Below are 23,979 nucleotides of genomic sequence, written 5' to 3'. Positions count from 1 at the left end.
TATTGTTTTTAGATAAATTCTCGTAATCGTTAAAAATTCTCAGCTCAAAGAGGCCGAGTAATACATGGCTCACTGACTTTCCCTAACTATTTAAATCCCACGATTTTGGATTGGAGGACGCTGCGAATTTCCGCTTCTAGTTCGTCCATAATTCGGTGGTACTCTTGGGCTCTATTGAGGTCATCGTTTTCTACTTTTCGCCAGTGATGAAACGCAGCCGTCGCTTCCTCAAAGTCCATACAGACACTTCCAAGACTTTCATTTTCGGCGCAAAGCTGTTGAATAGCCCTCTCATGCTCCGGAAACTTGCATATTATGGCGGCGAAATTGGACACGGCACATACTTCCGACTTTACGGCAGATAATCCTGACTTGCGGGAATACTGCGCTGATTTTTGTTGTTTACCAAGGTTCGTACTGTACGTACCCCCTTCGGATAACGCCGTTTGATGGCGGATATTTCTCGTGTTGCCAGTACATTCGTGCAACATTCAAGTTATTGTCAGGAAAACAAATAGGTGATCGTGCAATGCCGGAAAACAGCGACCATTCAGGCCACAAAAACGCGAATTTACAGGATGGCCCGTCGTCCAACGACGTGCGTGCACAGCTTGAACGTGTCCTCGACAGTTCCGTTTTCGAAGGCAGCGCCCGTCGGCGCGCACTGCTCCGTTATCTGGTTGAACAAACGCTTCTGGGTCATTCCGAGAAACTGAAAGGCTATTCAATTGCGCTGGACGTTTTTGATCGAGACGAAAGCTTCGATCCGGCGTCTGATCCCGTGGTGCGACTTGAGGCTGGCCGTTTGCGCCGCTCGCTTGACACCTTCTATGTAAATTGTGGCAATCAAGACACGGTGCGGATCAACATCCCCAAAGGGGCCTATGTCGCAGAATTCGCTTGGCTGTCGGGGCCTTCCATGCAGGTTTCCACACCCGATCCCGACGCGGTTACGCCACAGGCACCTGACGATGGCAAAACGGGTGGACTTGGCCGCAAGTTCAAAACAGCCGTCCTTGTAACTTGCGTCCTTTTGGGGCTTGCAGGTGCGCTATTCTGGTTCGCCTTTCCGGATGGCGAATCTTCCCCAAAGGACGTTCGAGGAGCGACCGTTATAGTTTTGCCTTTCGCGGCGCTGGACCCTAGCGGCGAAACTCACTTGTTTGCTGCCAGTTTCGCGCAGGATCTAATCGCGGATTTGATGCAGTTTCCGGACCTTCGACTTTTTTCCGCGTCAACCAGCTTTCAACAGGCTGCGGATGCAGATCCAGTTGCGCTTGGTCGGGAATTGGGGGTTTCCTATGTTGTCCACGGCAATATCCAAACGGATTTGGACAAGCTTCTGCTCAAAGCGCAGCTTGCTGATGGCACTACGGGTGAGGTCTACTGGACTGGTCGTTTTGAGCGGCCATTGGCACCAAGCGATCTTTATGGCTTGCGCAGCGAATTGTCCTCCGCCGTCGCAACGGCCCTTGGCGAACGCAATGGGGTCTTGAATGTCACCACGCTGGATCGGTTAACCACAGATAGAACGTTCGGCATGGAGAATTACAAATGCGTCTTGCGCGCCTATGCGTACCGCAGAACATTCGAGGAAGCGCTTTTTGCCCCCGCACTGGATTGCCTCAAGGCAGCCCGTCTACGCGCGCCCAACGACGCCGAAGTGTGGGCGATGCTCGGCTATCTAAACCTTGATGCTGCCCGTCAAGGCGTGGCTCCAGCCAGCGAGCATCCGGCATACATGGCCGAGGCGCAAAGAGCGGCAACGCGTGCTCTACAGTTGGAACCCAACAATCAACACGGTCTCGAGGCGCTCGCGGCAATCACGTACTACACCGGCGACTTTGACACAGCAGAACAGATGCAGCGTCGTGTGGTTACGGCCAATCCTCATGATCCCGAAGCAATGGCCCTGCTTGGTTGGCGTCTCGCGGCGCGGGGCAACTGGGAGGATGGTCTGCCTTACCTCAGGCGGGCAATTGCCCGCAGCGCCCACCCTCCCGGATGGTACTTTCACCTGATCGCGATTCACGAGTACCTTGAGGGCAACTATGCCGATGCCCTCACATCGGCGGAGCATTCGGCTAAGCTAGGCTCTGCAATCGGTCTATCTCTAGCGGCAATCAACCACGCCAAACTCGGCGAGATGAATACCGCACACGAGGAATTGGCCAAAATGGCCCAAGCATGGCCTTTACTGGCGCGCGACCCCGCCGCTACCTTTAGAAACTTTCGGGTCGTTGAAGAAACAATTGCCGCTTTGATGAACGGCCTACGTGATGCCGGCTGGGAGCCTCCTGATGAAACAGCCGAGTGAGCGTAATCCTGATGGATTGCACCACGTGTGGCGGCTCTACTGAAAAGTTTGTTCGGTTATAACTGAACAAACTTGACATATCCAGTGCATGCGGTATGTACAGCCTCCAATGTGCAACCCAGTCTACAGGTGGAAACAAAAATTATGTCTAGCCAAGGTCAAATCGACACCATACGCACCGACTTTATCGAACGCATGGGCGTCGTGGCACAGACCGAAGGCACGCCCCGCATGGCGGGACAGATTTTTGCGATGCTGGTCTTTGACGGGGATGCAATCGCATTTGGCGAAATTGCCACCAATCTAGCCGTGAGCCGCGCGACCGTCAGCACAAGCATCCGCCTTCTCGAAGACCGTGGATTGATCCGGCGGGTCAACAAGCGGGGCGAGCGGCAGGATTATTTCCAACTGGCCGACGATGCCTATCTCACTATGATGAAGTTCGCACTTTCGGGTACGCAACGGGCAAAAGGCGAAATTGACGATGCGATCCAAAACCTTCCCGATGGAACCGAGGATGTGCGCCGCCGGTTGAGCGATTTCTCCGGCTTCTATGACGCGATCAATACTTCCTTGTCAAAAACCATGTCTAACATGCCCAAGACCAAGCCCTGACCAACCAACCGCACGCCTCCCCCTAATAGCCCGAAAGAACACTTGCTATGAAAGATACCTTACCAACTGGCCGCACTGCGCTCGTTTTTGAAAGCGATTCCGGTTCGACTCGATCCAGATGGGTGGCCGGTGGACTGGCGATTGCAATCGTCGCTTGGATGGGGAGCGGTTTCATTTTTCCATCCACAGACACCACACAAAACGCACAGCCCGTCGTGGCCCCCAGAGCCGTCACAGTTGCCGTTCAGCGATCGATAGCTGAAACGGTCGAACAGGTTTTCGTCGCCGAAGGTCAGGCCCTGCCCGATCGCGATACTATGATCCGCGCCGAGATTTCAGGAGAAATCAGCGAGGTCTTGGTAGACAAGGGTGTGGATCTCGAAGCAGGCCAAATCATTGCGCGTTTTGATACCGCCTCACAAATCTCAGACTTGGCACGGGCGCAAGGCGAGTTCGCCCGCGCGCAACGTGAATCCGATACCGCTGCTGCCTTGCTCGAACGCGGTGTGGCGACGGCAGATCGTGTGGCCCAAGCTAGTGCTACCTTGGCGGCGGCCCAATCGGGCGTGACCTTGGCACAAGAGGCCATTGGCAATTCCGAAATCCGCGCCCCCTTTGCGGGACGCCTTGAGAGCCTTGATATCGACGTTGGCGAATATGTCTCCACAGGCGACAGCGTGGGCCGAATTGTTGACAACAGATCGCTCACCATTCGCATTCAAATACCGCAACAATCCCTGCGTGATATTCAGGTTGGCCAAAAAGCCGACGTTGCCTTCATCACGGGCGCCATTGGTTCTGGGCTGGTTGATTTTGTCGGCAGCAGCGCCGATGCCGCGACACGGACCTTCATCGCCGAAATCGAGGTTTCTAATGCGGACGGATCAATCCCCGCTGGGATCAGTGCCCAGTTGCGCATTATTACGGGCGAACTGACCGCACATTTCATCTCGCCCGCTATCTTGTCCCTTGGAACCGATGGCGCTCTGGGGATCAAAACCGTGGACAGCGACAATCGCGTTGTCTTTCATAAGGTGGGTATCGTGCGCGCCCAAACCGATGGCATCTGGGTCTCGGGTTTGCCCGATGACGCCCAGATCATTTCCATCGGTCAGGGCTTTGTTAACGACGGCGAAATCGTGGACCCGCAACCTGACACCACCGCAGAGCCAGCATCCCCCGCGCCAGAGACCGCAAGCCAAGTCAAAAACGGCGCGAACGGGCAAATCATCGAAACGAAGCCTAACGAAGAGTCAAACCAATGAACGGCCTGATTGACGCGGCCTTTAGCCGTGCGCGCGTGGTCGTCATGGCGCTGGTTATGATCCTGACCGTGGGGACCTATGCCTATATTTCGATCCCCAAGGAAAGCTCGCCCGAAATCCCCATCCCGATCTTCTATGTCTCGACGGGCCTTGACGGTATTTCCCCCGAAGACAGCGAGCGCCTGTTGGTTGAACCGCTTGAGCTAGAACTCAGTTCGATCACTGGCCTCAAGCAAATGACCAGCAACGCAGGCGAAGGACATGCCAGCGTCCAGTTGGAATTTGAACCCGGTTTTGATTCCGAATCCGCATTGGACAAGGTGAGGGAAGGGGTAGACCGTGCCAGTTCTGATCTGCCCAGCGATGCATCTGACCCAACCGTCACCGAAATCAACACAGCACTTTTCCCAATCTTGACCGCAATCCTTTCTGGCCCCGTGCCAGAGCGGACTCTTAATAGGCTTTCCGAAGACCTAAAGGATGAGATCGAAGGACTTGAAGGGGTGCTTGAGGTTGAAGTGGGTGGCGAACGCACGGAATTGCTTGAAGTGCTGATCGATCCCACTGTGTTTGAAACCTATAATATCAGCTTCGAGGAGTTGATCGGCCAAATCAATCGCAACAACCAGTTGATCGCCGCCGGTGCCATTGAAAACGGCGCAGGTCGGCTTGTGTTGAAAGTTCCGGGCCTGATTGAGGATATCGACGATATCATGGCGCTTCCGGTCAAGGTGCGTAACAATACCGTCGTTACCTTTGCCGACGTCGCCACAATTCGCCGTACCTTCGAGGACCCGAACGGATTTGCCCGTATCGACGGGCAACCCGCACTCGCCCTAGAGATCAAAAAACGCTCGGGGTCCAATATCATCGAAACCGTCGCCGCTGTGCGCGCTTTGATTGAAGAGAAACAAAAAGACTGGCCCGAAAGCGTCAGCATCAACTACATGCAGGACGAAAGCGAGCAAGTGGAAACGATGCTCAGCGATCTTGAGGCCAACGTCATTGCCGCTGTGATCCTTGTGATGATCGTCATTGTTTGGGCGCTTGGAATCCGGTCTGCGCTACTTGTGGGACTCGCCATTCCGGGGGCCTTTCTCGCCGGCGTCACGGCGCTCCTGCTCATGGGCTATACCATGAATCTCGTTGTCCTCTTCTCATTGATCCTTGTGGTGGGAATGTTGGTCGACGGGGCCATTGTCACCACCGAACTTGCCGACCGCCGTTTGCAAGAGGGCGACCCACCCAAGGTCGCTTATGCCTTTGCCGCCAAGCGGATGGCGTGGCCGATCATTGCCTCAACCGCCACAACGCTTTCCGTGTTTTTGCCGCTCCTGTTCTGGTCTGGCACCGTGGGCGAGTTTATGAAATTCCTCCCCATCACGGTGATCCTAACACTGACCGCCTCGCTCTTTATGGCACTGATTTTCATTCCAGTTGTGGGTGGGATTATCGGCAAAAAACCCCCTCAGTCCGCCAAAGACAAGGCCACACTTTACGCCGCCGAAAAGGGCGACCCGCGCGACCTTAAGGGTTTCACTGGCCGTTATGTCCGTGTCTTGCAATTCGCGATCCTGCGACCTTGGGCTACTCTCATCATGGCGATTTCGTTTTTGATGGCCGCCTTTACCGCCTATGGGCATTTCGGCAACGGCATCAGTTTCTTCCCGTCTGTTGAGCCCGATTTCGCACAGGTCCAAGTGCGCGCCCGCGATAATTTCTCAATCTTTGAGAAGGACGCCTTGGTGCGACGTGTGGAAAATCGCCTGTTCGATTTTGATGAAATCGCCTCGGTTTACGCCCGCTCGGGTGGCGGCAACCAAGACGCCGCCGACCTGATCGGAACCATCCAAGTTGAATTCACCGAATGGGATACACGCCGCACCGCCGCCATAATCGGCGAGGAAATTCGCACAGAAATGGCCACAATTCCCGGTATCGATGTGCAAGTACAAACGGCCTCAAACGGCCCCTCGGCAGGAAAACCTGTGAGTTTGCGCGTGCGGGCACAGGACCCATTGGCGCAAGGCGCAGCGGTGGATGAAATCCGTGCCGCCATGGATGCAATTGGTGGTTTCACCGATGTCACCGACACGCGCCCCCTGCCCGGCGTTGAATGGCGTATCACGGTTAACCGTTCCGAAGCCGCAAGGTTTGGCGCCGACATCTCGACCCTTGGTCAGGCGGTCCAGCTCCTGACTCGTGGCATCACCGTGGCCGATTATCGCCCCAGCGACGCCGATGGCACGGTCGACATCAACGTCCGGTTCCCCTCTGACGAACGCACGCTTGAGAAGCTGCAAGCCTTGCGCGTCCCGACCTCTGTTGGCCTTGTCCCGATCTCGAATTTCGTGACGTTCGAACCCAGCCCGCGCACAGGTACGATCACCCGTATCGACCAACGCCGTGTCATCAGCATTGAAGCAAATGTCGCCCCCGGTTTGCTCGTTAATGATCAAGTTGTAGCGCTCCAAGCCGCCATCGCCAAGATCGACCTCCCCGAAGGCGTCGAGGCGTCGTTTGCGGGCGAAGCGCAGGATCAAACCGACGCGATGATCTTCCTTGCGGGGGCTTTCGCCACGGCGATCTTCATGATGTTCGCGATTTTGGTGATCCAGTTCAACAACTTCTACCAAGCCTTTGTCGTCATGAGTGCCATCGTGTTTTCAATCGCGGGCGTCCTCTTTGGCTTGATCGTCACGGGACGCCCCTTCGGTGTGGTTATGGGCGGTATCGGAGTAATCGCGCTTGCGGGCATCGTGGTGAACAACAACATCGTTTTGATCGACACCTACAATGACCTCAAAAAAGCAGGGCTCTCGCCGCTGGAATCCGCCCTCCGCACAGGCGCGCAACGTTTGCGACCCGTGGTTTTAACGTCGGTCACGACAGCGCTTGGCCTGATGCCGATGGTGATTGGTGTGAACATCAACTTTTTCACCCGCGAAATCGTGTATGGCGCGCCCTCCACACAATGGTGGACAGAACTGTCCTCGGCCATCGCGGGCGGCCTTGTGATTGCAACTGTGCTCACGTTGATCGTCACACCGGCCATGCTGATGCTGGGGGAGAAAAAGACGCTCCGTGCCAAGCCGACACTTGGAAATATTGAGCCTAAGCCAGCCTAAAAGGAACCCGGTTTTAACAGGTCCCTTAGGAAATGCTGCGCCGCAGTTTTTTTGGCTCGGCGCCGTTTCGCCACTAGGTTGAAATACTCCGCGCGCACTAACGCTAAGTGTGGTTCAATCGGCGTCAGGTGCCAATGCGCGCCAGAAACTCAGAGGACGTTATGATCAAATCAAACCTGAAATCCGGCACTGCTTTGCTGGTCTCTTTCGCCCTTATAACGCCCACCACAGGATTCACGCAAACCACAGAGAACCCGTTTCCCTGCATTTCGCCTAGTGGTGATGAGATGGCGGACGCGGAACAGTTCGTCCAGAACTTGCTTGCTACGGGCAATGCTGAGTTGGATACGGGGACCTGCTCGCAGGACGCGCTTGATCAAGCGCTCGAAAGCGGCGGCGACGCCCTTGCTTTGGCGATTGGCGCTCCTGCTCAAGTCGAAGAACCCGAGACAGAGGTGGTTGAGACCGCGCCTGCAGAACCAGACGTTGCCCCGAAGAGGTTCAAGTAGATGAGGCTCCCGCACCAGAGGCCGCTATTGAAGCAGTGCCAGAAGTTGTTGAGGAACCCGTTGCGGAAGTTCCGGTTGTCGAAGAGTCTGCACCAGACGCGGCAGTCACCCCAACAGAAGAGGCACCCATTGTTGAAGAGGTTGCGCCGGCTGAGGAGAGCCCTGTCGTAGAAGAGGCTGCACCCGCTGAGGAGGCCCCCGTCGTGGAAGAGGTCGCACCAGTAGAAGAAGCCGTCGTTGCAGAAGAGCCAGTTCCGGCGGAAGAAACTCCCGTTGCAGAAACTCCCGCCCCTGAAGTTCAAGCGGCTCCCGCCGAAGAAACCCCAACTCCAGAGGTTGCGGAGGAAACTGTGAAAGACGTGACGCCCGAAGAACCAGCAGCCAAGCCTGCAAATGCAATAGAGCCTAAAGCGGCCGAAACAGAAACCGTCGTCGCTCCCGCCGCTCCACAAGAGGTACCAGCTGGTGAAGCTGGCGGCGAAGTCGTCACCGATGAGGAGCGTCAGGCGATTGCTGCTGCAAACGCCCCAACGCAAGTCGAAACCTCAGCTGCGGCCACGACGGGCGCTGCCGAAACTGAAGCGGAGGTCACGACACAGACAATTACCAAGGATGATGTGCGCACAAGTGACGAAGATTTTGAAACATCTGTGAATGAAAAAGCCGAACCCGCGGCGAAAACGACCAGTAAAACCGAAGGTCTGTCAAACTTTGAAAAAGCCCTTCTTTTGGGACTTGGGGCAGTAGTCGTTGGCGCGGTCTTGAACAACGGCGACAAAGTTGTTTCAAACTCTGGAGATCGGGTTGTCATCGAACGTGACGGCGAATTGCGTGTGTTGAAAAACGACGATGAATTGCTCCAACGTCCCGGTTCACAAGTGCAAACCCAGACGTTTCAGGACGGTTCCACGCGCTCGGTTGTGTCCTATGAAGATGACAGTCAAATCATAACAATTCGCTCTAGAGATGGCACGGTTCTGCGCCGGACAATGATCCGCGCGAGTGACGGCAGCGAGGTCGTGCTGTTTGATGACACACGCACCATTGAGGCCGTAGACTTTAAGGCGCTGCCCACGTTGGAGAGCCTTGAGAAACAACAACGCGCACAGGATGCGTCGCTTGAAACCGCCTTGCAGCGCGCCTTGTTTGTTGATGTCGGGCGTACCTTCTCGCTGCAACAAATACGCGACTACAAGCGGGTGCGGGCCTTGGCGCCGCAAGTTGAACTCGACGCCGTTACATTCGCCACTGGCTCCGCTGCAATTGCCCCCAGCCAAGCCGAAGCTTTACGGGATCTTGGGCTGACGATGCGCGATATTATCGAAAAAGAGCCGTCGTCGGTCTTTCTCATCGAAGGGCACACAGACGCTGTTGGCGCGGCGAGTTATAACTTGGCTCTCTCCGACCGGCGCGCTGAAACGGTTGCATTGGCATTGACCGAATACTTTGCCGTTCCTCCTCAAAACCTGATCACTCAGGGTTATGGCGAAGCGGACCTAAAAGTAATGGTGCTCAGCGATGAGCGCGCAAATCGGCGTGCCGTTGTGCGCAATATTTCAAGCCTTTTGAAATAATCCGCAAGTGAACGTTCTGTCGGCTCACCGCTTAGGGTGGGCCGACAGAAATCGAGTACTATTGGAAGGGGTATATTATGCGCCAAACCGCCGATAGCAGGCGCGCGCTACTTCCAACGGCGACTCTTGTTAGAAAACAGTATGTTATCTGACCGGAGGAATCGGTATGGGAACGACTTATACACAGCTTAGTATCACAGAACGCCGCAGAATTCCTTCTCATTGATTGCTTTGCAACCAACTGCCAGGCAGGGGAACGTTGGAAGTACGCTAAAGTCCCTGTCGATGAGATGGCACGCGTGTTGAAGCGCTGCCGTTCGACAATTTACAGAGAGTTGAGGCGTAATTATTTCTCAGATGAAAGTTTACCAAGTACGCTGGCTACTACGGCTCTGCGGCGCAATTAAAGACTGCGGATCGGCGTGCAAGACAACGTAAGCTGATCAAACATCCTAGCTTATGCGACAGCGTAATTCGACAACTTAAGAACGGTTGGACACCGGAGCAAATTGGCAACCGGATGATCCTTGAGAAAGCACCTCTAAGGGTTTGTCAGGAAACGATTTACCGCTACATCTATTCCAAAGACGGCATGAGCCAAGAATTGTGGTGGTATCTGCCGACGCATCACATGTCGCGAAAACCACGCCGTGCGCGCAAACGCCAGCCACCTAAGTTCCATCGCGATGTCAGTATCTTGTTCAGGCCTGATGATGTTGCCCACCGACGTCAGTTTGGCCACTGGGAGGCAGATTTAATGTTGTTCAAACAAACGCTTGGACAGACAAATGTCACAACTCTAGTTGAACGCGTGAGCCGCTTCACACTGATCTTAAAGAACCCAAATAGGCGCACTAAGCCGGTCATGCATTCGTATCGCCGAGAGGGGGCAAAATCAGGAAGGCAATCAAAGATTTGCCCCATGTCGCGCGCAGATCCATTACTTTTGATCGCGGCACTGAGTTTGTTTCCTGGCCACATCTGCAAGCTGAGATTGGCCCGCAGACCTGATTCTGTGACCCCTCTTCACCTTGGCAGAAAGGCACGGTGGAGAACACCAATCGAAGGGCGAGACGCTGGTTGCCCCGCAAAGGAGACATTAGAAGAATGACGGATCACGACATCAAAGAAATCAGTGACCGCCTGAACAGCACACCCCGCAAATGCCTCGGCTGGAAGACACCAGCTGAAGTCTTCCGTGAAAAGATGTTGGAAGAAATGCGATGAGCGCCCTACCCTAAGGCCTAACAAGAGTCGCACTTCAAGCATCGCTCACACATATCTCGCACCGAAGGGCCGAGTCAGTGTTGATTGACCGGCAAAGGTAATGCAGTGTTAGCAAGTATTTTTAAAAATGGATTTGTAATGTCAACTTTTGAAACTCTGGCGAAAGCCTCGTCCATGGGGCATTGGGCGCTCAACGGACGCCAACAATTGGTTAAGGTTGTCAGCGCCTCTGGTCGCGACTACCTCATGAACAAAAGCGAAGCTGAACGCTTTGGTGGTGGCTATATAACCGAAAAGCGATATCTTTGGGGATTAAACAACCGTCAAATTGAACAAGTTCTAGGCCTGCGCCCCATGAATTGAAGCATGTGGCCTTTGTCTTTGGGCTTTCGCGTTTGCCGACTTCAGACGAAGTTGATTTCCGTTTGACTGCGGATTTTCCGGACGGCAAATCACCCTTCGAGACGGGTGGCACCATATCTAGTGACTACACGAATGCAAAAACCAAAGCGGAGGCAGAATTTGCAACCGGCAAAGGTAGTACAGATCGCAGCTATTGGCCGGTGGTGGATTTTTATCCAATGGGCTCAGGCATGGTGCCCCAATGGCAGGTGCGCGCTAACGCGAAAATACCAGTTTCTGGGCTGCTCGCGACAGTCACCCAAGATCGACCCTTCCCCCGCGAAAACGGTTCAGTCAAACCCTATACTCCGCACAACAAGGGCCTGATTAGAGTTTAAGCAGTACGTCGTGTTACTGATTGTTTTGGGTTGAAAAGGAATCATTTTCCGTCCAATCCACCTTTCGTGAAACAAAAATTGTGACTCAAGTAGCGGCGCCAAACTAGGGGATGAACGAACGCTTGGCTAATCTGCATTCCGGCAATTCGCGACCCTCGCCGGATTACTGTGTCCAGCGACATGAGGCATTCCGTCGTGCAATAAGTATGCAGCAGAACCCGTTTGGGCATCAGAGTCGACTGTACTTATCTGCAAAAGAGCCACTTTCGAAGACGAGTTGCGCAAAGCGGCTACCAGTTAAATGATGAGTTTCGGTGTCTGGATGAAGCCGATCTGGCAGAGGAGAGCACTGGCTGTCTTCCTCGCCGTAAAGTGACTTACCACATAGATAGTGCAGCGCTTTGTCGGAATGCGGACGCTGCGTGGACCTGTCACGGTTTGATGCCGCTCCTTTGATAGCATTTACTGCAACAAAGGAGACTGAACATGGGACTGAAACGAACAGACGAATTTAGGGAAGATGCGGTGCGGATCGCACTGACCAGTGGGCTTACCCGAAAGCAAGTGGCTGATGATCTTGGTGTCGGTATGTCGACGCTGAACAAATGGATCACAGCGTACCGAGACACGTATGTGGTGTCGAAGGAGGATTTGGGACTGGCTCAGGAGAATGACCGGCTTCGACGTGAGAACCGTATTCTCAAGGAGGAAAGGGACATCCTAAAAAAGGCCACGGTGTTCTTCGCGAGCCAAAAGCCGTGAGGTTTAGGTTCATTCATTGCCCGGCAGTCGATATGCAGTATCGATGAGAGGGGAAGAACACCAATCTGCATTTTCCATTGGACGTATGTGCCATGTCAGGAATGTCAGCGCACGCGGCTTACGGGCGTTCCGTAACCGTCCAGCCAGTCGCAGGCAGCGGTCTGATATGGTCACGTTGGCCCACATCAAAGAACAATCCCGTCTCAGTCTTGGCAGCTATGGCAGGCCGCGCATGACTGAAGAACTGAAAGAAGTTGGTTTGGACATCGGGCATCGCCGCGTCGGCCGTTCTCCTCTCATTGATTGCTTTGCAATCAACTGCCGGTCAGTGGATGCGCCAGAACGGCATATCAGTGATCAGAACGCGGAAACACAAGGCAACGACGGACCACTGCCCGGCAGGGTATGCGCAGTATGCCCGAGAGGAGGCAATCATAAGTTCAACATCGCGCCTAACTTACTGGATCGGAACTTTGTCGCTGAGCAACCAAACCAGAAGTGGGCAGCTGACATCACCTATATTTGGACGCGAGAAGGCTGGCTCTATCTTGCTGTGATCTTGGATCTGCATTCGCGCCGAGTGGTCGGTTGGGCTCCCTCTCATCGATACTGCGTTTCGACTGTCGGGCAGTGGTTAGTAACCGAATGAAATGCGATCTGGCCATCCGGGCATTGAACATGGCAATAGCCTTTCGGGTACCACCCAAGGGCTGTATCCATCACACGGACCGGGGCAGCCAATATTGTTCCCACGATTACCAGAAGATTCTGCGCCTGCATGGCTTCAAGGTATCGATGAGTGGCAAAGGGAATTGCTATGATAATGCGGCAGTGGAAACGTTCTTCAAAACCATCAAAGCTGAACTGATCTGGCGCGACGCTTGGGAAACCCGCAGGCAGGCTGAGATGGCGATTTTTGAATACATCAATGGGTTCTACAATCCGCGACGGCGCCATTCAGCACTAGGATGGAAAAGTCCCGTCGCTTTCGAACGGAAAGTGGCTTAAACGAGCACTTGGGGCGGCACTAAAGCGCGACAGGTCCAGTCGCGTTCACAAGCAACAGCTGTAGCTGCGTCCAATACCAGTGATGCAATCGCGTCATTCACTCCAAAATGAGCTTTGATCACAACTGCTTCGCACCAATAAGACTCCATGTCTGAGCATCTTGTTGCCCAAAAACAGGACCCTTCATTCGTATATGGAGTTGCTATGGCTTCTACTTCGGGAGTCATCAAAAAATCACGATCTCTATGAATGGCAATCTTAACCGTATCTCCAAACAGTGACCGAAGTCCGCTAATCGTTTCGGGCGTTGGGATCTTACCCGTCCCGTGAAACGGCCAAATCGCGACCTTTCGCTGGTGGCCTCAACTGGTCGACGCAACACTTTAATCTTTAGGAAGAGATGGAGTGTTTGCCATGAAATATCGTCGTAGGATTTATTATTCAACTGAACCGCGTGCTGAGATTTGGGATCGGTGGCAGCGAGGCGAGTCGATGAGGTCGATTGGGCGCGTTTTTGATCGCCAATCATCCTCAGTCTTTTCCGTGATCTCACCAACGGGTGGGATACGCCCACCAGATCGCAGACGCGGGCACGTTGCATTGAGCCTTTCTGAGCGCGAGGAAATATCCCGCGGGCTGAGAGTACCGAGCAGTCCTTGCGTGCGATTGCGCATCAGTTGCGACGTGCGCCCTCGACGATCAGCCGAGAGGTGCGGCGCAATGGTGGCCTTGCAGGTTATCGTGCAATCGCGTCTGATCAAGCGGCGTGGGATCGCGCGCGGCGTCCCAAGATTTGCAAGCTGGCTTGTCACCCGAAGTTGGCCTGCGCAGTATCAGCAAAGCTGCGGCGCAAGTGGTCTCCCGAGCAGGTTGCGGGCTGGCTCAAACGCGCTTTCCCAGGAGAGGCACACAAACAGGTGTCACACGAAACGATCTACAGAAGCCTTTATATACAGGCGCGAGGCGTCCTTAAAAAGGAACTCCTGGAGCATCTGCGCGCAAGACGGACTGTCAGGCGCTCCAAACACGCCAGCCAGAAGCGCAACGGGAATGGCCAGATTAAGAATGCTGTATCTATCAGCGAAAGGCCTGCGTCCGTCGAAGATCGGGCCGTTCCGGGCCACTGGGAAGGCGACTTGATTGGCGGATCCAAGAACAGCTACATCGCAACCCTCGTTGAGCGGCATTCACGGTACGTGATGCTGGTTAAAGTCGCCAACAAAGACACCGAGAGTGTCGTCACGGCGCTGATCAAGTCGGCTCAGAAGCTGCCCCGTGAGCTTTACAAATCTCTGACATGGGATCGCGGAAAAGAGCTGGCAGATCATCCGCGCTTTACGTTGGCCACGGATGTTGATGTCTACTTTTGCGACCCACAGTCGCCTTGGCAACGCGGATCAAACGAAAACACCAACCGGCTTTTGAGGCAGTATTTGCCGCGCGGTACCGACTTATCGGTCCATTCCCAAGCAAAGCTCAGTGCAATCGCAAGGCAACTCAACGAACGCCCTCGCAAGACCTTGCAATATCAAACGCCAGCAGAGAAGTTCGCAGAGTGTGTTGCGTCGACCGGTTGAGATCGCCCTCTAAACTAGCCACTGCGCCAAAATTGAGCGAAGCATTACCGTACCGGTGTCTTCGGTCATCAATAGTATTTGTTTGTCGAGTATCCCCCATCCCATAAGATTACGAGCTGATTCATTTCCGTTTGGCTGAACGGCGCCATCTTTCATCCAGGCAACCTTTGTATCAACCGGTAAGGAGCGGACTACCGACGGACTATGGGTTGCCCCAGTATGACCTGTGTTCCGAATAACTGTGCCGCTTCAGACAGTACGGCAATCGGCATCTCTTGGGCGGTTGGGTGAAGGTGCGAATCCGGCTCATCGACCAACAATAAGATCGGTCGAAAATATACCAAATATGAAAGAATTTGAATAACTCGAAGAAACCCAATTCCGGCCAATTCCAATGGTTTGAATCTCCTGTGATCAGCGACTTTCATGGGGGTTGTTTGGAAGCTGGCGCGAATTCTTGAATCCCGTTCTTCATCAAACTCAACATTCAAAGTGAACTCACCCATAATCTGAGAAACGTAGTCCCGGACGAGGCTTAGACCATTCTGTCCATTAATATCCATATTTTTAAGAAGGTTCAGAACGTTTCTAAGAACCGTATTGGCGTCCCCAGCAGCGGCCAGCCTTTCAACAATCATCTTAGATCGTCTTTCTTCAAGCAATGGGATACCAGCTAACCCAGGGATATATGCGCTGATTTCACGCCTTTGATCGCGGATCACGTTCGTCAATCCGTTACCTGAAGGAATATGAACGCTGATGCCTTTATTACGTGCCGATTTAATCCAAAGGCTTGCTTCGACATTGCCCCCGTCACCCTTCGTCGCCTTGATATTCAAGTCAAGTTTCGGCGTATTCTGAAAATTACCATACTCTGAACCGTTTGCAGAATTTCAGTATTCAGGAGAGGGCATATAAGTCGCTTCAGTTTCCGAAAGAGTTGATCCGTCGGTGTTTTTTCTATTGGCATCAACTTTTCGGTTGCGGCCAGACTGACGCACCCAATGAAGCGCTTGCAAGACCGAGCTTTTACCAGATCCATTCGTTCCGACGAGGACATTAAAATCCGAGATATACAGCGGCTACAGCACAACCCGAACGTTGCGATGTGAGATGATGCGGAAGTTATCAGTTACTTGATCTCGAAAGTTGCGCCACTTTTTTGGGACGACCTCTCGCATAAAGTTCAAGATTGGGTTGGCGAAGTGTTTTTGCGTTGGATAGTGCCGATTATGGGTGACGTGGCTGTGCATGACGGCCCAGAGCCTCTCAATGGGATTGAGATGAGGGCAATAGGGCGGCAGTTGGATCAGGTGAATGCGACAGTTTTTGCGCGACAGGAACGCTCTGACATTGGGGCCTTTGTGGTATGGGGCATTGTCCCAAATGACGTGACTGATACGTTTGTCAGGGTTTCTGGCCTCAATTTTGGCGAGAAGCTGAACGGAGCTGACCCCATCGACGGTGGTTGGTTCAACGAAGGGCGCGTCAAAGGTTTCCAGGTTCAGAGCGCCGTGAATGTTCACGCGCCCAGATGTCGTTTGGATGGCGGGATTTGACCCTTTGCGAGCCCAACCATGGCTGGGTTTGCTTTGATATTCCGGATGAACTGCATCCGAGAAGTCGACGGCCTCGTCGGCAGGCAAGTTATTCAGTAGGTTCGTATGAAATGCGATGAATGCGGCCTGCTTTTCAACGTCAGCCACACGGGGCAACGCCTTTGGTTTGCGATACTCGAACCCCAGACGGGCCAGAAGCTTGATGCAGCCAGAATGAGATAGTGGATGTTGAATTTTGCACCCATATAGGCTCTGATCTGCGCCGTTGAACGGCAGAACCGTTCCTCAAGCCATTCGCTCAAATCCGCCTCATGAGCAATCGTCATCCGTGACTGCCCGCCTTTCCACCCATCGTAGGCGACGGCCTCCCAGTCCTCAGCCAAATATTGCTTGTGCCAGCTGCGCACCGTGTCGTCGTCCAGAAACAGAACCTTTGCGATTTGGGCACATGACATCCCATCATTCAGCAGCGAAAGCGCATTCGCCCGCCGCGCAACCCCGTAATCCTCACGCTGGCGCTTCACGCAGGATAAAAGCTCAAGGCGGTCTGCAGTGGTAAGAAAATTAGGGCGGATCATAAAGACACCTGAAACTCATTCGCTCAGTCCGTCAATGCAAAAGTCGGGTGTTCAAAAACGCCGAGTATACTTAAAGTTGTATCTTCGATGGCCTTAAAGTTTTTAATCGTAATTTCAGTGATTCTCATGCAACAATTCTCTTCGTTGTCAGCCAGCCTTAAGGCTGCCGAGGGCCAATCTGCTGAATAACTTGATTGCCAAAGTTACATCTAAACATGTGCAATTCATGGGTTCCGACAAACCGTATTCAGTGCTTTAGGCTTATTCAACCGATAGACGTGACTTGGCTGGCGTTTCTGCTATAAAAACGGGCGGTACAAAGACTTGAGGTAGCTTCAAAGCGGCCATTCGCCACAATAAGTGTCAATGTCCGGATTGAGCCGAACTTACCTTGGCAATATCGCTCGTTGGCTAGTAGGTATCAAACTTTGATGCAATTGGTATTCCCCTACGTCCCATGTTGCATCCCTAAGCTCTGAGCGAGCGCTCTAGACAATTTCATCATCAGGTAAGGATCTTTCAAATCTGGCATTAGTTCCGCTGAGGATTGACTGTAACTCCTAGCTGCGTCCTTAAGGTCTTCCGTCATCGGGGTCATATTACTCGCGGCAATGGACAGCTGGCACATGCTCAGCCAGCTTTGAGTTCTTCGAAAGGGGACGCTATCGCGTCCGTATTTGCACAGTAAAATGCCACCTTCTCAAACTTGTCCTTCCTAATTGGCGTAGATTTACTGCCGCCCAATTATTGGAAAGTAGTTTTGAGGAACAAGGATAAGTAGTGAGCGTTCAAAAATGCTCGATACTGGTGAGTAGATCAGAAATAGGATCGCCTGCTTTATAACAAACGATCCTATTCGCTCAGGTCTTCAACTAGGTCTTCTGCCGGCGCACACCTTCTGCGCGGCAAACGTTATCGGCAGTTGTCGCATCCATAGAGTTTGGACGATCAATCGCGCGGTCCCAATCGACTAGGGATTTCGTGTAAAGCTGGCAGGTTACTGTACCGGCCGCAGTTTCTACTTTCACGGGCGTGGTCTCAAAGTCACGCGGCGATCCGCATGCGGAAAGAGCAAGGGACGTGATAGTTACTGCAGCAATCTTTATATACATGATAATTCTCTTTCTTAGTGATTTAGATGTGGCAACAATTCGTCAAGTACAGCGTGTACCTAACGGTGTTATCTGGTTGGATGCTTTTCGTCGTCATATACAAACGTTTTATAGCGTACAACGGCCCCCATATACCACCTATTTGCAGCGGCCTTGGCGGCATATTCGCGAGATTGTCGGATTAGCGAATGCGCGCATCCACGATATGCGTCACACTTATGCGTCCAATGCATTTTCTCCTGGAATGCCCATTCAGATGGTTGGGCGGCTTTTGGGACATACGCAAATTCAAACCACAATGCGCTATACGCACCTTGCGGATGATCCCGTGCGCCGCTGTAGAACCTACAGATCGTAGGTGGATCGGACAGATAAAACTCCCCTCCCGTATCTACGTAGGAAATCACACCTGCGGATCATTCCCAAGTCAAGCGGCGCTAGCCCCTTCTACATAGGGGCCGCATAAGTCCTATTTTACACGTACGTACGATACGTAGGCGCGCGCGTACAAAAAGCAGGCGAGAGACATGACTGGAATGACACGACCAGAACCACGGACGCGGGCAGAGATTGCCGCTCTGGTTTCCCCAGAATTTGTAGCGGGTTTGCGCGATCTGATTGGGTCTCGTGTCTCTGACGATCAGATGCAGTCTCGCCTGATACATATCCTCACGCGTTTCGAAATCTATGCCGTACACGCAGCTCGTACGGTACGTAAAACACGCAAACTCCAATTGACCCAATTGCGCGACAAGGCACAGGCATTTTTAACGGCGTTGTCGGAGATGGACGAAGACGTGCTGGATGATGTTGATGCCGCGCTGAATCGTAAACCTATTGAGGCGCTTGAGTCCGTCTCGTTTGAGGATGAATGGCCCGAAGAAGATCAATCAATCCCAACCAGCCAAATTGCGGCGTCGCGGATCATTGATGCCTGTAGAGATGAACTAACAAATTTGGCCGCCAGTGATGGTCAAACACGGCATAATGCCAATATGCATCTTGATCAGCCCCTTCTTGATTTGGAAGCGCTGTTTGAAAGCGAGACAGGTAAAAAAGCCCGTTCTGCCTGCTACTATGTAGACATCGAAGAAGACTTCACGGGTTCCTTTATGGAAATGACCGTTCAAGTCATCCAGCGCTTTCATCCAGATATGTCGCAAACGCGCATCGCGCTCGGAACACGTATCCGGCGCGTGCTCAAGGACGACTGATTTACAGAGCAACTAGGGTGTAAACTAAACCCTTCCTGCATTTTGAGATCGTCTCTGCGCTGCATTACCTCTTCTCCACATGAAGTCCGAGACAATACTCGGACAGGAACTAAGGTAAATCTGATGACCAAATTGAACTATACTCCAACGAACGATCCCAACCGCCTGATGGACGAAAAGGAAGCCGCAAGCCTGATTTGCTATTCCGTTCGCGCCCTTCAAAACTGGCGTCACCGTGGCGGTGGGCCAAAATACGTCCGCGTTTCGTCGCGCTCCATTCGTTACGCCTATTCTGAAGTGATGGAATGGATTGATACCCGCCGCGTCGCGAACTCCAGCCAAATGATTTAACGCGTTTTGCCCGTGTGCGGCTTGGCAGCACCACGCGGGATTTTGGGGCCGGAAGGCTTTCAAACGGGGCGCGAGGTAAATGCATTTTGCGCCCCACCCTCAACATTCACAAAATTGGAAATATACGATGAGCAATCAACCAGCACATAAAATCAAACTAGGCCTTACAACGGCCACGATCTGGAACAATGACGGCAACTATTCCGTCGATATCACCCGCTCCTACAGAGACGGGCAAGGCGATTGGAAGAACACTTCTTCCCTCTTCCACTCCGACTTGCTCAACGCTGCTAAATGCGCGGATCGGGCGGAAATCTGGATTAGCCAACAACTTTCAACACGTTAAAATTTAGGGGTCGGACATCACAGTCCGGCCCCAAAACCTAAGCTGCCCCGCCGGAGGCGCTATGTCCGGCAAATTTCCAAACAATCTGAAATCATCCACCGCATTTAGCTGCGGAACTAAGGGGGGTCTTGTAACACCCCCCTCCACAAATACAAAAGGTAGGTACAGCGTAAACCATGGTTGAAATTCTACATTCCGGCTTTGATGGCCTGACCTTCACCCTCACAAGCACCATTCCCGAAGGTTTTGCCGACAAATTGGCCTTAAAGCGTCGAGCTTAAATATTGAATCGATAGGATTCCGTTGAGTTCAGTTTTGTGATTCACTCTGGTTGGGAGGATGGATCATGTCAGCAGCATTACCGATGGCGCTTCGGGCGCGGTTTCAAGAGTACATTGAGGAAGGGTTGAGCGGTCGTGCGGCGGCGGCGCGTTTGAAGGTTTCGGCGGCCACGGGCGTTCGCTGGCTTCGCAGAATCCGTGAGCGAGGCAATGCCACACCGGATGTCCAAGGGCGACCAAAAGGACACGGAAAGCTCGCGCTCCACCGTGAGTTTCTTGTAGAGTTGGTCGCGCAGGATGGTGACATCACACTGCCAGAACTGGCCGGAGCGCTGAAGGCCGCCACGGGTGTTGTTGCCCATTCTGCATCTATCGGACGGTTCCTGCGCAAACTTGGTTACACGTACAAAAAAAGTCACTGGTGGCCACCGAGCGGCTCCGCGCCCATGTGAAGCTGCGTCGTCGGGACTGGTTCCGGTACCGTATTCCGGCAATGCAAGCGCATCCTGAACGGCTCGTCTTCATAGACGAGACGTCAGTAAAAACCAATCTGACCCGACTACGTGGGCGCAGTCTATGCGGAAAGCGTCTGGAAATGGACGCACCGTTTGGGGCGTGGGGCACTCAGACGTTCATTGCAGGCCTGACGCAAGATAACCTGATTGCACCATGGGTCATCAAGGGGGCGATGGATGGTGAGGCGTTTGAAGTCTACGTCCGCAATGTCCTTGCCCCGGAACTGCGACCAGGCACTGTCGTCATTTGCGACAACCTTGCCACCCATTACAACAAGGCGGCTGCAGAAGCCTTGCGGGAAGTCGGGTGCTGGTTCCTCTACCTGCCGCCGTACTCACCCGATCTCAACCCCATTGAAATGGCCTTCTCAAAACTCAAAGCCCACCTTCGAAGGATCGGAGCCAGAACATTTGACCAGATGTTCGATGCCCTCGCCAAAATTTGCAATCTCTTCACGCCAGACGAATGCTGGAACTTCTTTTGTGAGGCGGGATACGGATCAAGTTAAAAGCTCGATGCTTTAGCGAAAGCCTATGCCAAGGAAAGCCACACCGATTGCATTTTAGATTTAGGGAAAGTCAAACTTTCCTTAACGGCGACAGGCGCACGGGGGTATAACACCTCCAAACGTTTCCTTATGCTTCCACAGTGCTTCCAGTGTTGTTTTTCGAACGCAAGAAGCCCCGCAAGCGGGGTTCATAACGTGTTGATATGTTTAGTAATTATTGGTTGCGGGAGTCAGATTTGAACTGACGACCTTCAGGTTATGAGCCTGACGAGCTACCGGGCTGCTCCATCCCGCGACGCTTAGGCTTGTTGCCTTAGTTCGCATCCCAGTTTCTGTATTTTCTGGGATTTGAGGGATCGTTTGAGAGATACGTGTTATGTTTCTTACTAGGTTTGGCGGCGACCTACTCTCCCACGTCTTAAGACGCAGTACCATTGGCGCAACAGTGCTTAACTGCCGAGTTCGGGATGGGATCGGGTGTTTCACTTGTGCCATGACCACCAAACCGAGAAAGAAACACAACACACAGTTTTAACTATCAGATTTAGTTTCACTTAAAAAAGTGTAGCTTTTGATTATTCCGCCTGAACCCTTACCAAACTTACGTTCGGGGGTCAGGTTTGTAGAAGTCTATCTTCTACTGGATCAAATCAAGCCTATCGGGCAATTAGTATCAGTCAACTGAGTGCGTTACCGCACTTACATCTCTGACCTATCGACGAGGTGGTCTACCTCGGCCCTCAGGGAGATCTTGTTTTGAAGGGGGCTTCCCGCTTAGATGCCTTCAGCGGTTATCCTGTCCGTTCATAGCTACCCAGCACTGCCATTGGCATGACAACTGGTCCACCAGTGGAACGTTCACCCCGGTCCTCTCGTACTAGGGGCAACTCTTCTCAAATCTCCTACACCCACGGCAGATAGGGACCGAACTGTCTCACGACGTTCTAAACCCAGCTCACGTACCTCTTTAAATGGCGAACAGCCATACCCTTGGGACCTGCTCCAGCCCCAGGATGAGATGAGCCGACATCGAGGTGCCAAACACTGCCGTCGATATGAGCTCTTGGGCAGTATCAGCCTGTTATCCCCGGCGTACCTTTTATCCGTTGAGCGATGGCCCTTCCACTCGGGACCACCGGATCACTATGACCGACTTTCGTCTCTGCTCGACTTGTCAGTCTCGCAGTCAGGCTGGCTTCTGCCATTGCACTCAACGACCGATTTCCGACCGGTCTGAGCCAACCTTCGCGCGCCTCCGTTACTCTTTAGGAGGCGACCGCCCCAGTCAAACTACCCACCATACAGGGTCCCGGATCCAGATAATGGACCGCGGTTAGACATCAAACAGAATTAGGGTGGTATCTCAAGGGAGGCTCCACAAAGACTAGCGTCTCTGCTTCAAAGCCTACCACCTATCCTGCACAAATTGTGTCTAATGCCAGTGTAAAGTTGTAGTGAAGGTGCACGGGGTCTTTCCGTCTAACCGCGGGAAGCCTGCATCTTGACAGGCAATTCAATTTCGCTGAGTCCACATTTGAGACAGCGGGGAAGTCGTTACGCCATTCGTGCAGGTCGGAACTTACCCGACAAGGAATTTCGCTACCTTAGGACCGTTATAGTTACGGCCGCCGTTTACCTGGGCTTCAATTCGGAGCTTGCACTCCTCCTTTTAACCTTCAGGCACCGGGCAGGCGTCAGACCCTATACGTCGTCTTACGACTTCGCAGAGCCCTATGTTTTTAGTAAACAGTCGCCACCCCCTGGTTTGTGCCCCCGACCAAGACTTGCGTCCTAATCGGGCCTCCTTCTCGCGAACTTACGGAGGTATTTTGCCGAGTTCCTTAAATGTGGTTCTCTCAAGCGCCTTGGTATTCTCTACCAGTCCACCTGTGTTGGTTTAGGGTACGATCTTAAAGAGGGGCTATTTCCAGGAACCTCTAAGCAGCTCTTTCAATCCAATAAGGAAGAACTACCTTCGAGATCCGTCACCACCTCACGGCCCAGGAATATTAACCTGGTTCCCATCGACTACGCCTTTCGGCCTCGCCTTAGGGGTCGGCTTACCCTGCTCAGATTAACTTTAAGCAGGAACCCTTGGACTTTCGGCGACAGGGTCTCTCACCCTGTTTGTCGCTACTCATGTCATCATTCTCACTAGTGATCTCTCCACCCGATGGCTCACGCCCGGGCTTCACAGAAAGCTCCTTATCCTCCACTACACCCGAAGGTGCAAAAGAGGATGGGAACTATGTCACACTACGCTCTGCTACCATGCAATAAATGCATCCTAAGCTTCGGCTCATGGCTTGAGCCCCGTTACATCTTCGCCGCAGGACAACTTAATTAGACCAGTGAGCTGTTACGCTATCTTTAAAGGATGGCTGCTTCTAAGCCAACCTCCTGGTTGTTTTGGTCGTCCCACCTGCTTTCCCACTTAGCCATGAATTAGGGGCCTTAGCTGTAGGTCAGGGTTGTTTCCCTTTTCACCATGGGCGTTAGCACCCACAGTGTGTCTGCCGGATATTACTTCTCGGTATTCGGAGTTTGATTAGGATCAGTAAGACGGTGAGTCCCCATTACCCATTCAGTGCTCTACCCCCGAGAGTATTCGTCCGACGCTCTACCTAAATAGATTTCGCAGAGAACCAGCTATCTCCGAGTTTGATTGGCCTTTCACCCCTAGGCACAACTCATCCCGACCTTTTTCAACAGGTGTGGGTTCGGTCCTCCAGTGCATGTTACTGCACCTTCAACCTGGTCATGCCTAGATCACTCGGTTTCGGGTCTAATGC

19 protein-coding genes, 1 tRNA gene, 2 rRNA genes and 3 pseudogenes (1 of these 25 cut by a window edge) are annotated in these 23,979 nt (G+C 53.0%); 16 read left to right on the top strand and 9 right to left on the bottom strand.

Annotated features, from left to right (window positions below):
• Positions 1 to 86: 86 nt before the first annotated feature.
• Positions 87 to 239 (bottom strand): hypothetical protein, encoded by a 153-nt coding sequence (locus RC74_RS22060; protein ID WP_156477421.1) that lies wholly within the window; start codon positions 237 to 239, stop codon positions 87 to 89.
• A 290-nt stretch (positions 240 to 529) separates the two neighbouring features.
• Here RC74_RS22060 and RC74_RS06345 point away from each other — a divergent pair, with 290 nt between their 5' ends.
• The 11 genes and pseudogenes from RC74_RS06345 to RC74_RS06285 all read left to right on the top strand — a co-directional run bounded on the left by RC74_RS06345 (position 530) and on the right by RC74_RS06285 (position 14,722).
• On the top strand, positions 530 to 2,317 hold the full coding sequence (locus RC74_RS06345) for a hypothetical protein (RefSeq protein ID WP_039000239.1): 1,788 nt from the start codon (positions 530 to 532) through the stop codon (positions 2,315 to 2,317).
• A gap of 144 nt (positions 2,318 to 2,461) precedes the next feature.
• Positions 2,462 to 2,932 carry a GbsR/MarR family transcriptional regulator gene (locus tag RC74_RS06340; protein ID WP_052274589.1) on the top strand — a complete coding sequence of 157 codons (471 nt, stop codon included), beginning with the start codon at positions 2,462 to 2,464 and terminating at the stop codon, positions 2,930 to 2,932.
• A gap of 47 nt (positions 2,933 to 2,979) precedes the next feature.
• On the top strand, positions 2,980 to 4,197 hold the full coding sequence (locus RC74_RS06335) for an efflux RND transporter periplasmic adaptor subunit (protein WP_082802199.1): 1,218 nt from the start codon (positions 2,980 to 2,982) through the stop codon (positions 4,195 to 4,197).
• Positions 4,194 to 7,325: an efflux RND transporter permease subunit gene (locus RC74_RS06330; RefSeq protein WP_039000237.1), complete on the top strand. Its 3,132-nt coding sequence runs from the start codon at positions 4,194 to 4,196 to the stop codon at positions 7,323 to 7,325. The genes RC74_RS06335 and RC74_RS06330 overlap by 4 nt, the downstream gene beginning before the upstream one ends.
• A gap of 161 nt (positions 7,326 to 7,486) precedes the next feature.
• Positions 7,487 to 7,834, top strand: a complete 348-nt coding sequence (locus tag RC74_RS06325; RefSeq protein WP_062628153.1) for a hypothetical protein — start codon at positions 7,487 to 7,489, stop codon at positions 7,832 to 7,834.
• Between the two features lie 35 nt (positions 7,835 to 7,869).
• Entirely contained in the window at positions 7,870 to 9,408 is a 1,539-nt protein-coding gene (locus RC74_RS06320) for an OmpA family protein (RefSeq protein WP_062628152.1), read from the top strand.
• Between the two features lie 166 nt (positions 9,409 to 9,574).
• Positions 9,575 to 10,635, top strand: a pseudogene (locus RC74_RS06315) (IS30 family transposase).
• 84 nt (positions 10,636 to 10,719) lie between these two features.
• On the top strand, positions 10,720 to 10,998 hold the full coding sequence (locus RC74_RS06305) for a hypothetical protein (RefSeq protein ID WP_156477420.1): 279 nt from the start codon (positions 10,720 to 10,722) through the stop codon (positions 10,996 to 10,998).
• A 5-nt stretch (positions 10,999 to 11,003) separates the two neighbouring features.
• Positions 11,004 to 11,375, top strand: a complete 372-nt coding sequence (locus tag RC74_RS06300; RefSeq protein ID WP_156477419.1) for a hypothetical protein — start codon at positions 11,004 to 11,006, stop codon at positions 11,373 to 11,375.
• A gap of 486 nt (positions 11,376 to 11,861) precedes the next feature.
• Positions 11,862 to 13,145, top strand: a pseudogene (locus RC74_RS06290) (IS3 family transposase).
• 414 nt (positions 13,146 to 13,559) lie between these two features.
• Positions 13,560 to 14,722 (top strand): annotated as a pseudogene (locus RC74_RS06285) (IS30 family transposase).
• A gap of 191 nt (positions 14,723 to 14,913) precedes the next feature.
• On the opposite strand, the gene RC74_RS06280 reads toward RC74_RS06285, so the two are convergent.
• The 5 genes from RC74_RS06280 to RC74_RS06265 form a co-directional block, all read right to left on the bottom strand.
• Positions 14,914 to 15,561 carry an AAA family ATPase gene (locus RC74_RS06280; protein ID WP_039002954.1) on the bottom strand — a complete coding sequence of 216 codons (648 nt, stop codon included), beginning with the start codon at positions 15,559 to 15,561 and terminating at the stop codon, positions 14,914 to 14,916.
• 54 nt (positions 15,562 to 15,615) lie between these two features.
• Positions 15,616 to 15,741: a hypothetical protein gene (locus RC74_RS23700; RefSeq protein ID WP_417935177.1), complete on the bottom strand. Its 126-nt coding sequence runs from the start codon at positions 15,739 to 15,741 to the stop codon at positions 15,616 to 15,618.
• 63 nt (positions 15,742 to 15,804) lie between these two features.
• A complete protein-coding gene (locus RC74_RS22890) occupies positions 15,805 to 16,467 on the bottom strand; it encodes an IS630 family transposase (protein WP_236940070.1) in 663 nt (220 codons plus the stop codon).
• Positions 16,374 to 16,859, bottom strand: coding sequence for a helix-turn-helix domain-containing protein (locus RC74_RS22885; protein WP_052274665.1), 486 nt, complete (start codon positions 16,857 to 16,859; stop codon positions 16,374 to 16,376). Before RC74_RS22885 ends, RC74_RS22890 begins: the two co-directional genes overlap by 94 nt.
• A gap of 872 nt (positions 16,860 to 17,731) precedes the next feature.
• Positions 17,732 to 17,971, bottom strand: coding sequence for a hypothetical protein (locus RC74_RS06265; protein WP_039003336.1), 240 nt, complete (start codon positions 17,969 to 17,971; stop codon positions 17,732 to 17,734).
• 28 nt (positions 17,972 to 17,999) lie between these two features.
• Between RC74_RS06265 and RC74_RS06260 the strand changes: the two genes are divergently transcribed.
• The 5 genes from RC74_RS06260 (at position 18,000) to RC74_RS21615 (ending at position 21,187) form a co-directional block, all read left to right on the top strand.
• The gene (locus RC74_RS06260; RefSeq protein WP_236940039.1) at positions 18,000 to 18,329 is read left to right on the top strand and encodes a tyrosine-type recombinase/integrase; all 330 of its coding nucleotides are present in this window, start codon (positions 18,000 to 18,002) and stop codon (positions 18,327 to 18,329) included.
• Between the two features lie 169 nt (positions 18,330 to 18,498).
• Positions 18,499 to 19,185: a hypothetical protein gene (locus RC74_RS06255; RefSeq protein WP_039003338.1), complete on the top strand. Its 687-nt coding sequence runs from the start codon at positions 18,499 to 18,501 to the stop codon at positions 19,183 to 19,185.
• 123 nt (positions 19,186 to 19,308) lie between these two features.
• Positions 19,309 to 19,536 (top strand): helix-turn-helix transcriptional regulator, encoded by a 228-nt coding sequence (locus RC74_RS06250; RefSeq protein ID WP_052274954.1) that lies wholly within the window; start codon positions 19,309 to 19,311, stop codon positions 19,534 to 19,536.
• A 127-nt stretch (positions 19,537 to 19,663) separates the two neighbouring features.
• Positions 19,664 to 19,882, top strand: a complete 219-nt coding sequence (locus RC74_RS06245) for a hypothetical protein (protein ID WP_039003339.1) — start codon at positions 19,664 to 19,666, stop codon at positions 19,880 to 19,882.
• A gap of 346 nt (positions 19,883 to 20,228) precedes the next feature.
• Positions 20,229 to 21,187, top strand: a protein-coding gene (locus RC74_RS21615) for an IS630 family transposase (RefSeq protein WP_156477400.1) whose coding sequence is annotated in 2 segments (ribosomal slippage) — positions 20,229 to 20,570 and positions 20,573 to 21,187 — 957 coding nt in all. Because the reading frame shifts where the segments join, the coding sequence is not laid out codon by codon here.
• 218 nt (positions 21,188 to 21,405) lie between these two features.
• On the opposite strand, the gene RC74_RS06230 is transcribed toward RC74_RS21615, so the two are convergent.
• From RC74_RS06230 to RC74_RS06220, 3 genes are all read right to left on the bottom strand, one after another.
• Positions 21,406 to 21,482, bottom strand: a tRNA-Met gene (locus RC74_RS06230).
• Positions 21,483 to 21,577: 95 nt separating this feature from the next.
• Positions 21,578 to 21,692, bottom strand: a 5S ribosomal RNA gene (rrf, locus tag RC74_RS06225).
• A gap of 141 nt (positions 21,693 to 21,833) precedes the next feature.
• Positions 21,834 to 23,979 (bottom strand): 23S ribosomal RNA (locus tag RC74_RS06220); it runs 687 nt beyond the window's last position.

The sequence above is a fragment of the Falsihalocynthiibacter arcticus genome, assembly GCF_000812665.2.
GTDB classification, from domain to species: Bacteria; Pseudomonadota; Alphaproteobacteria; order Rhodobacterales; family Rhodobacteraceae; genus Falsihalocynthiibacter; species Falsihalocynthiibacter arcticus.
This window is presented reverse-complemented; position numbering and strand designations above follow the sequence as displayed.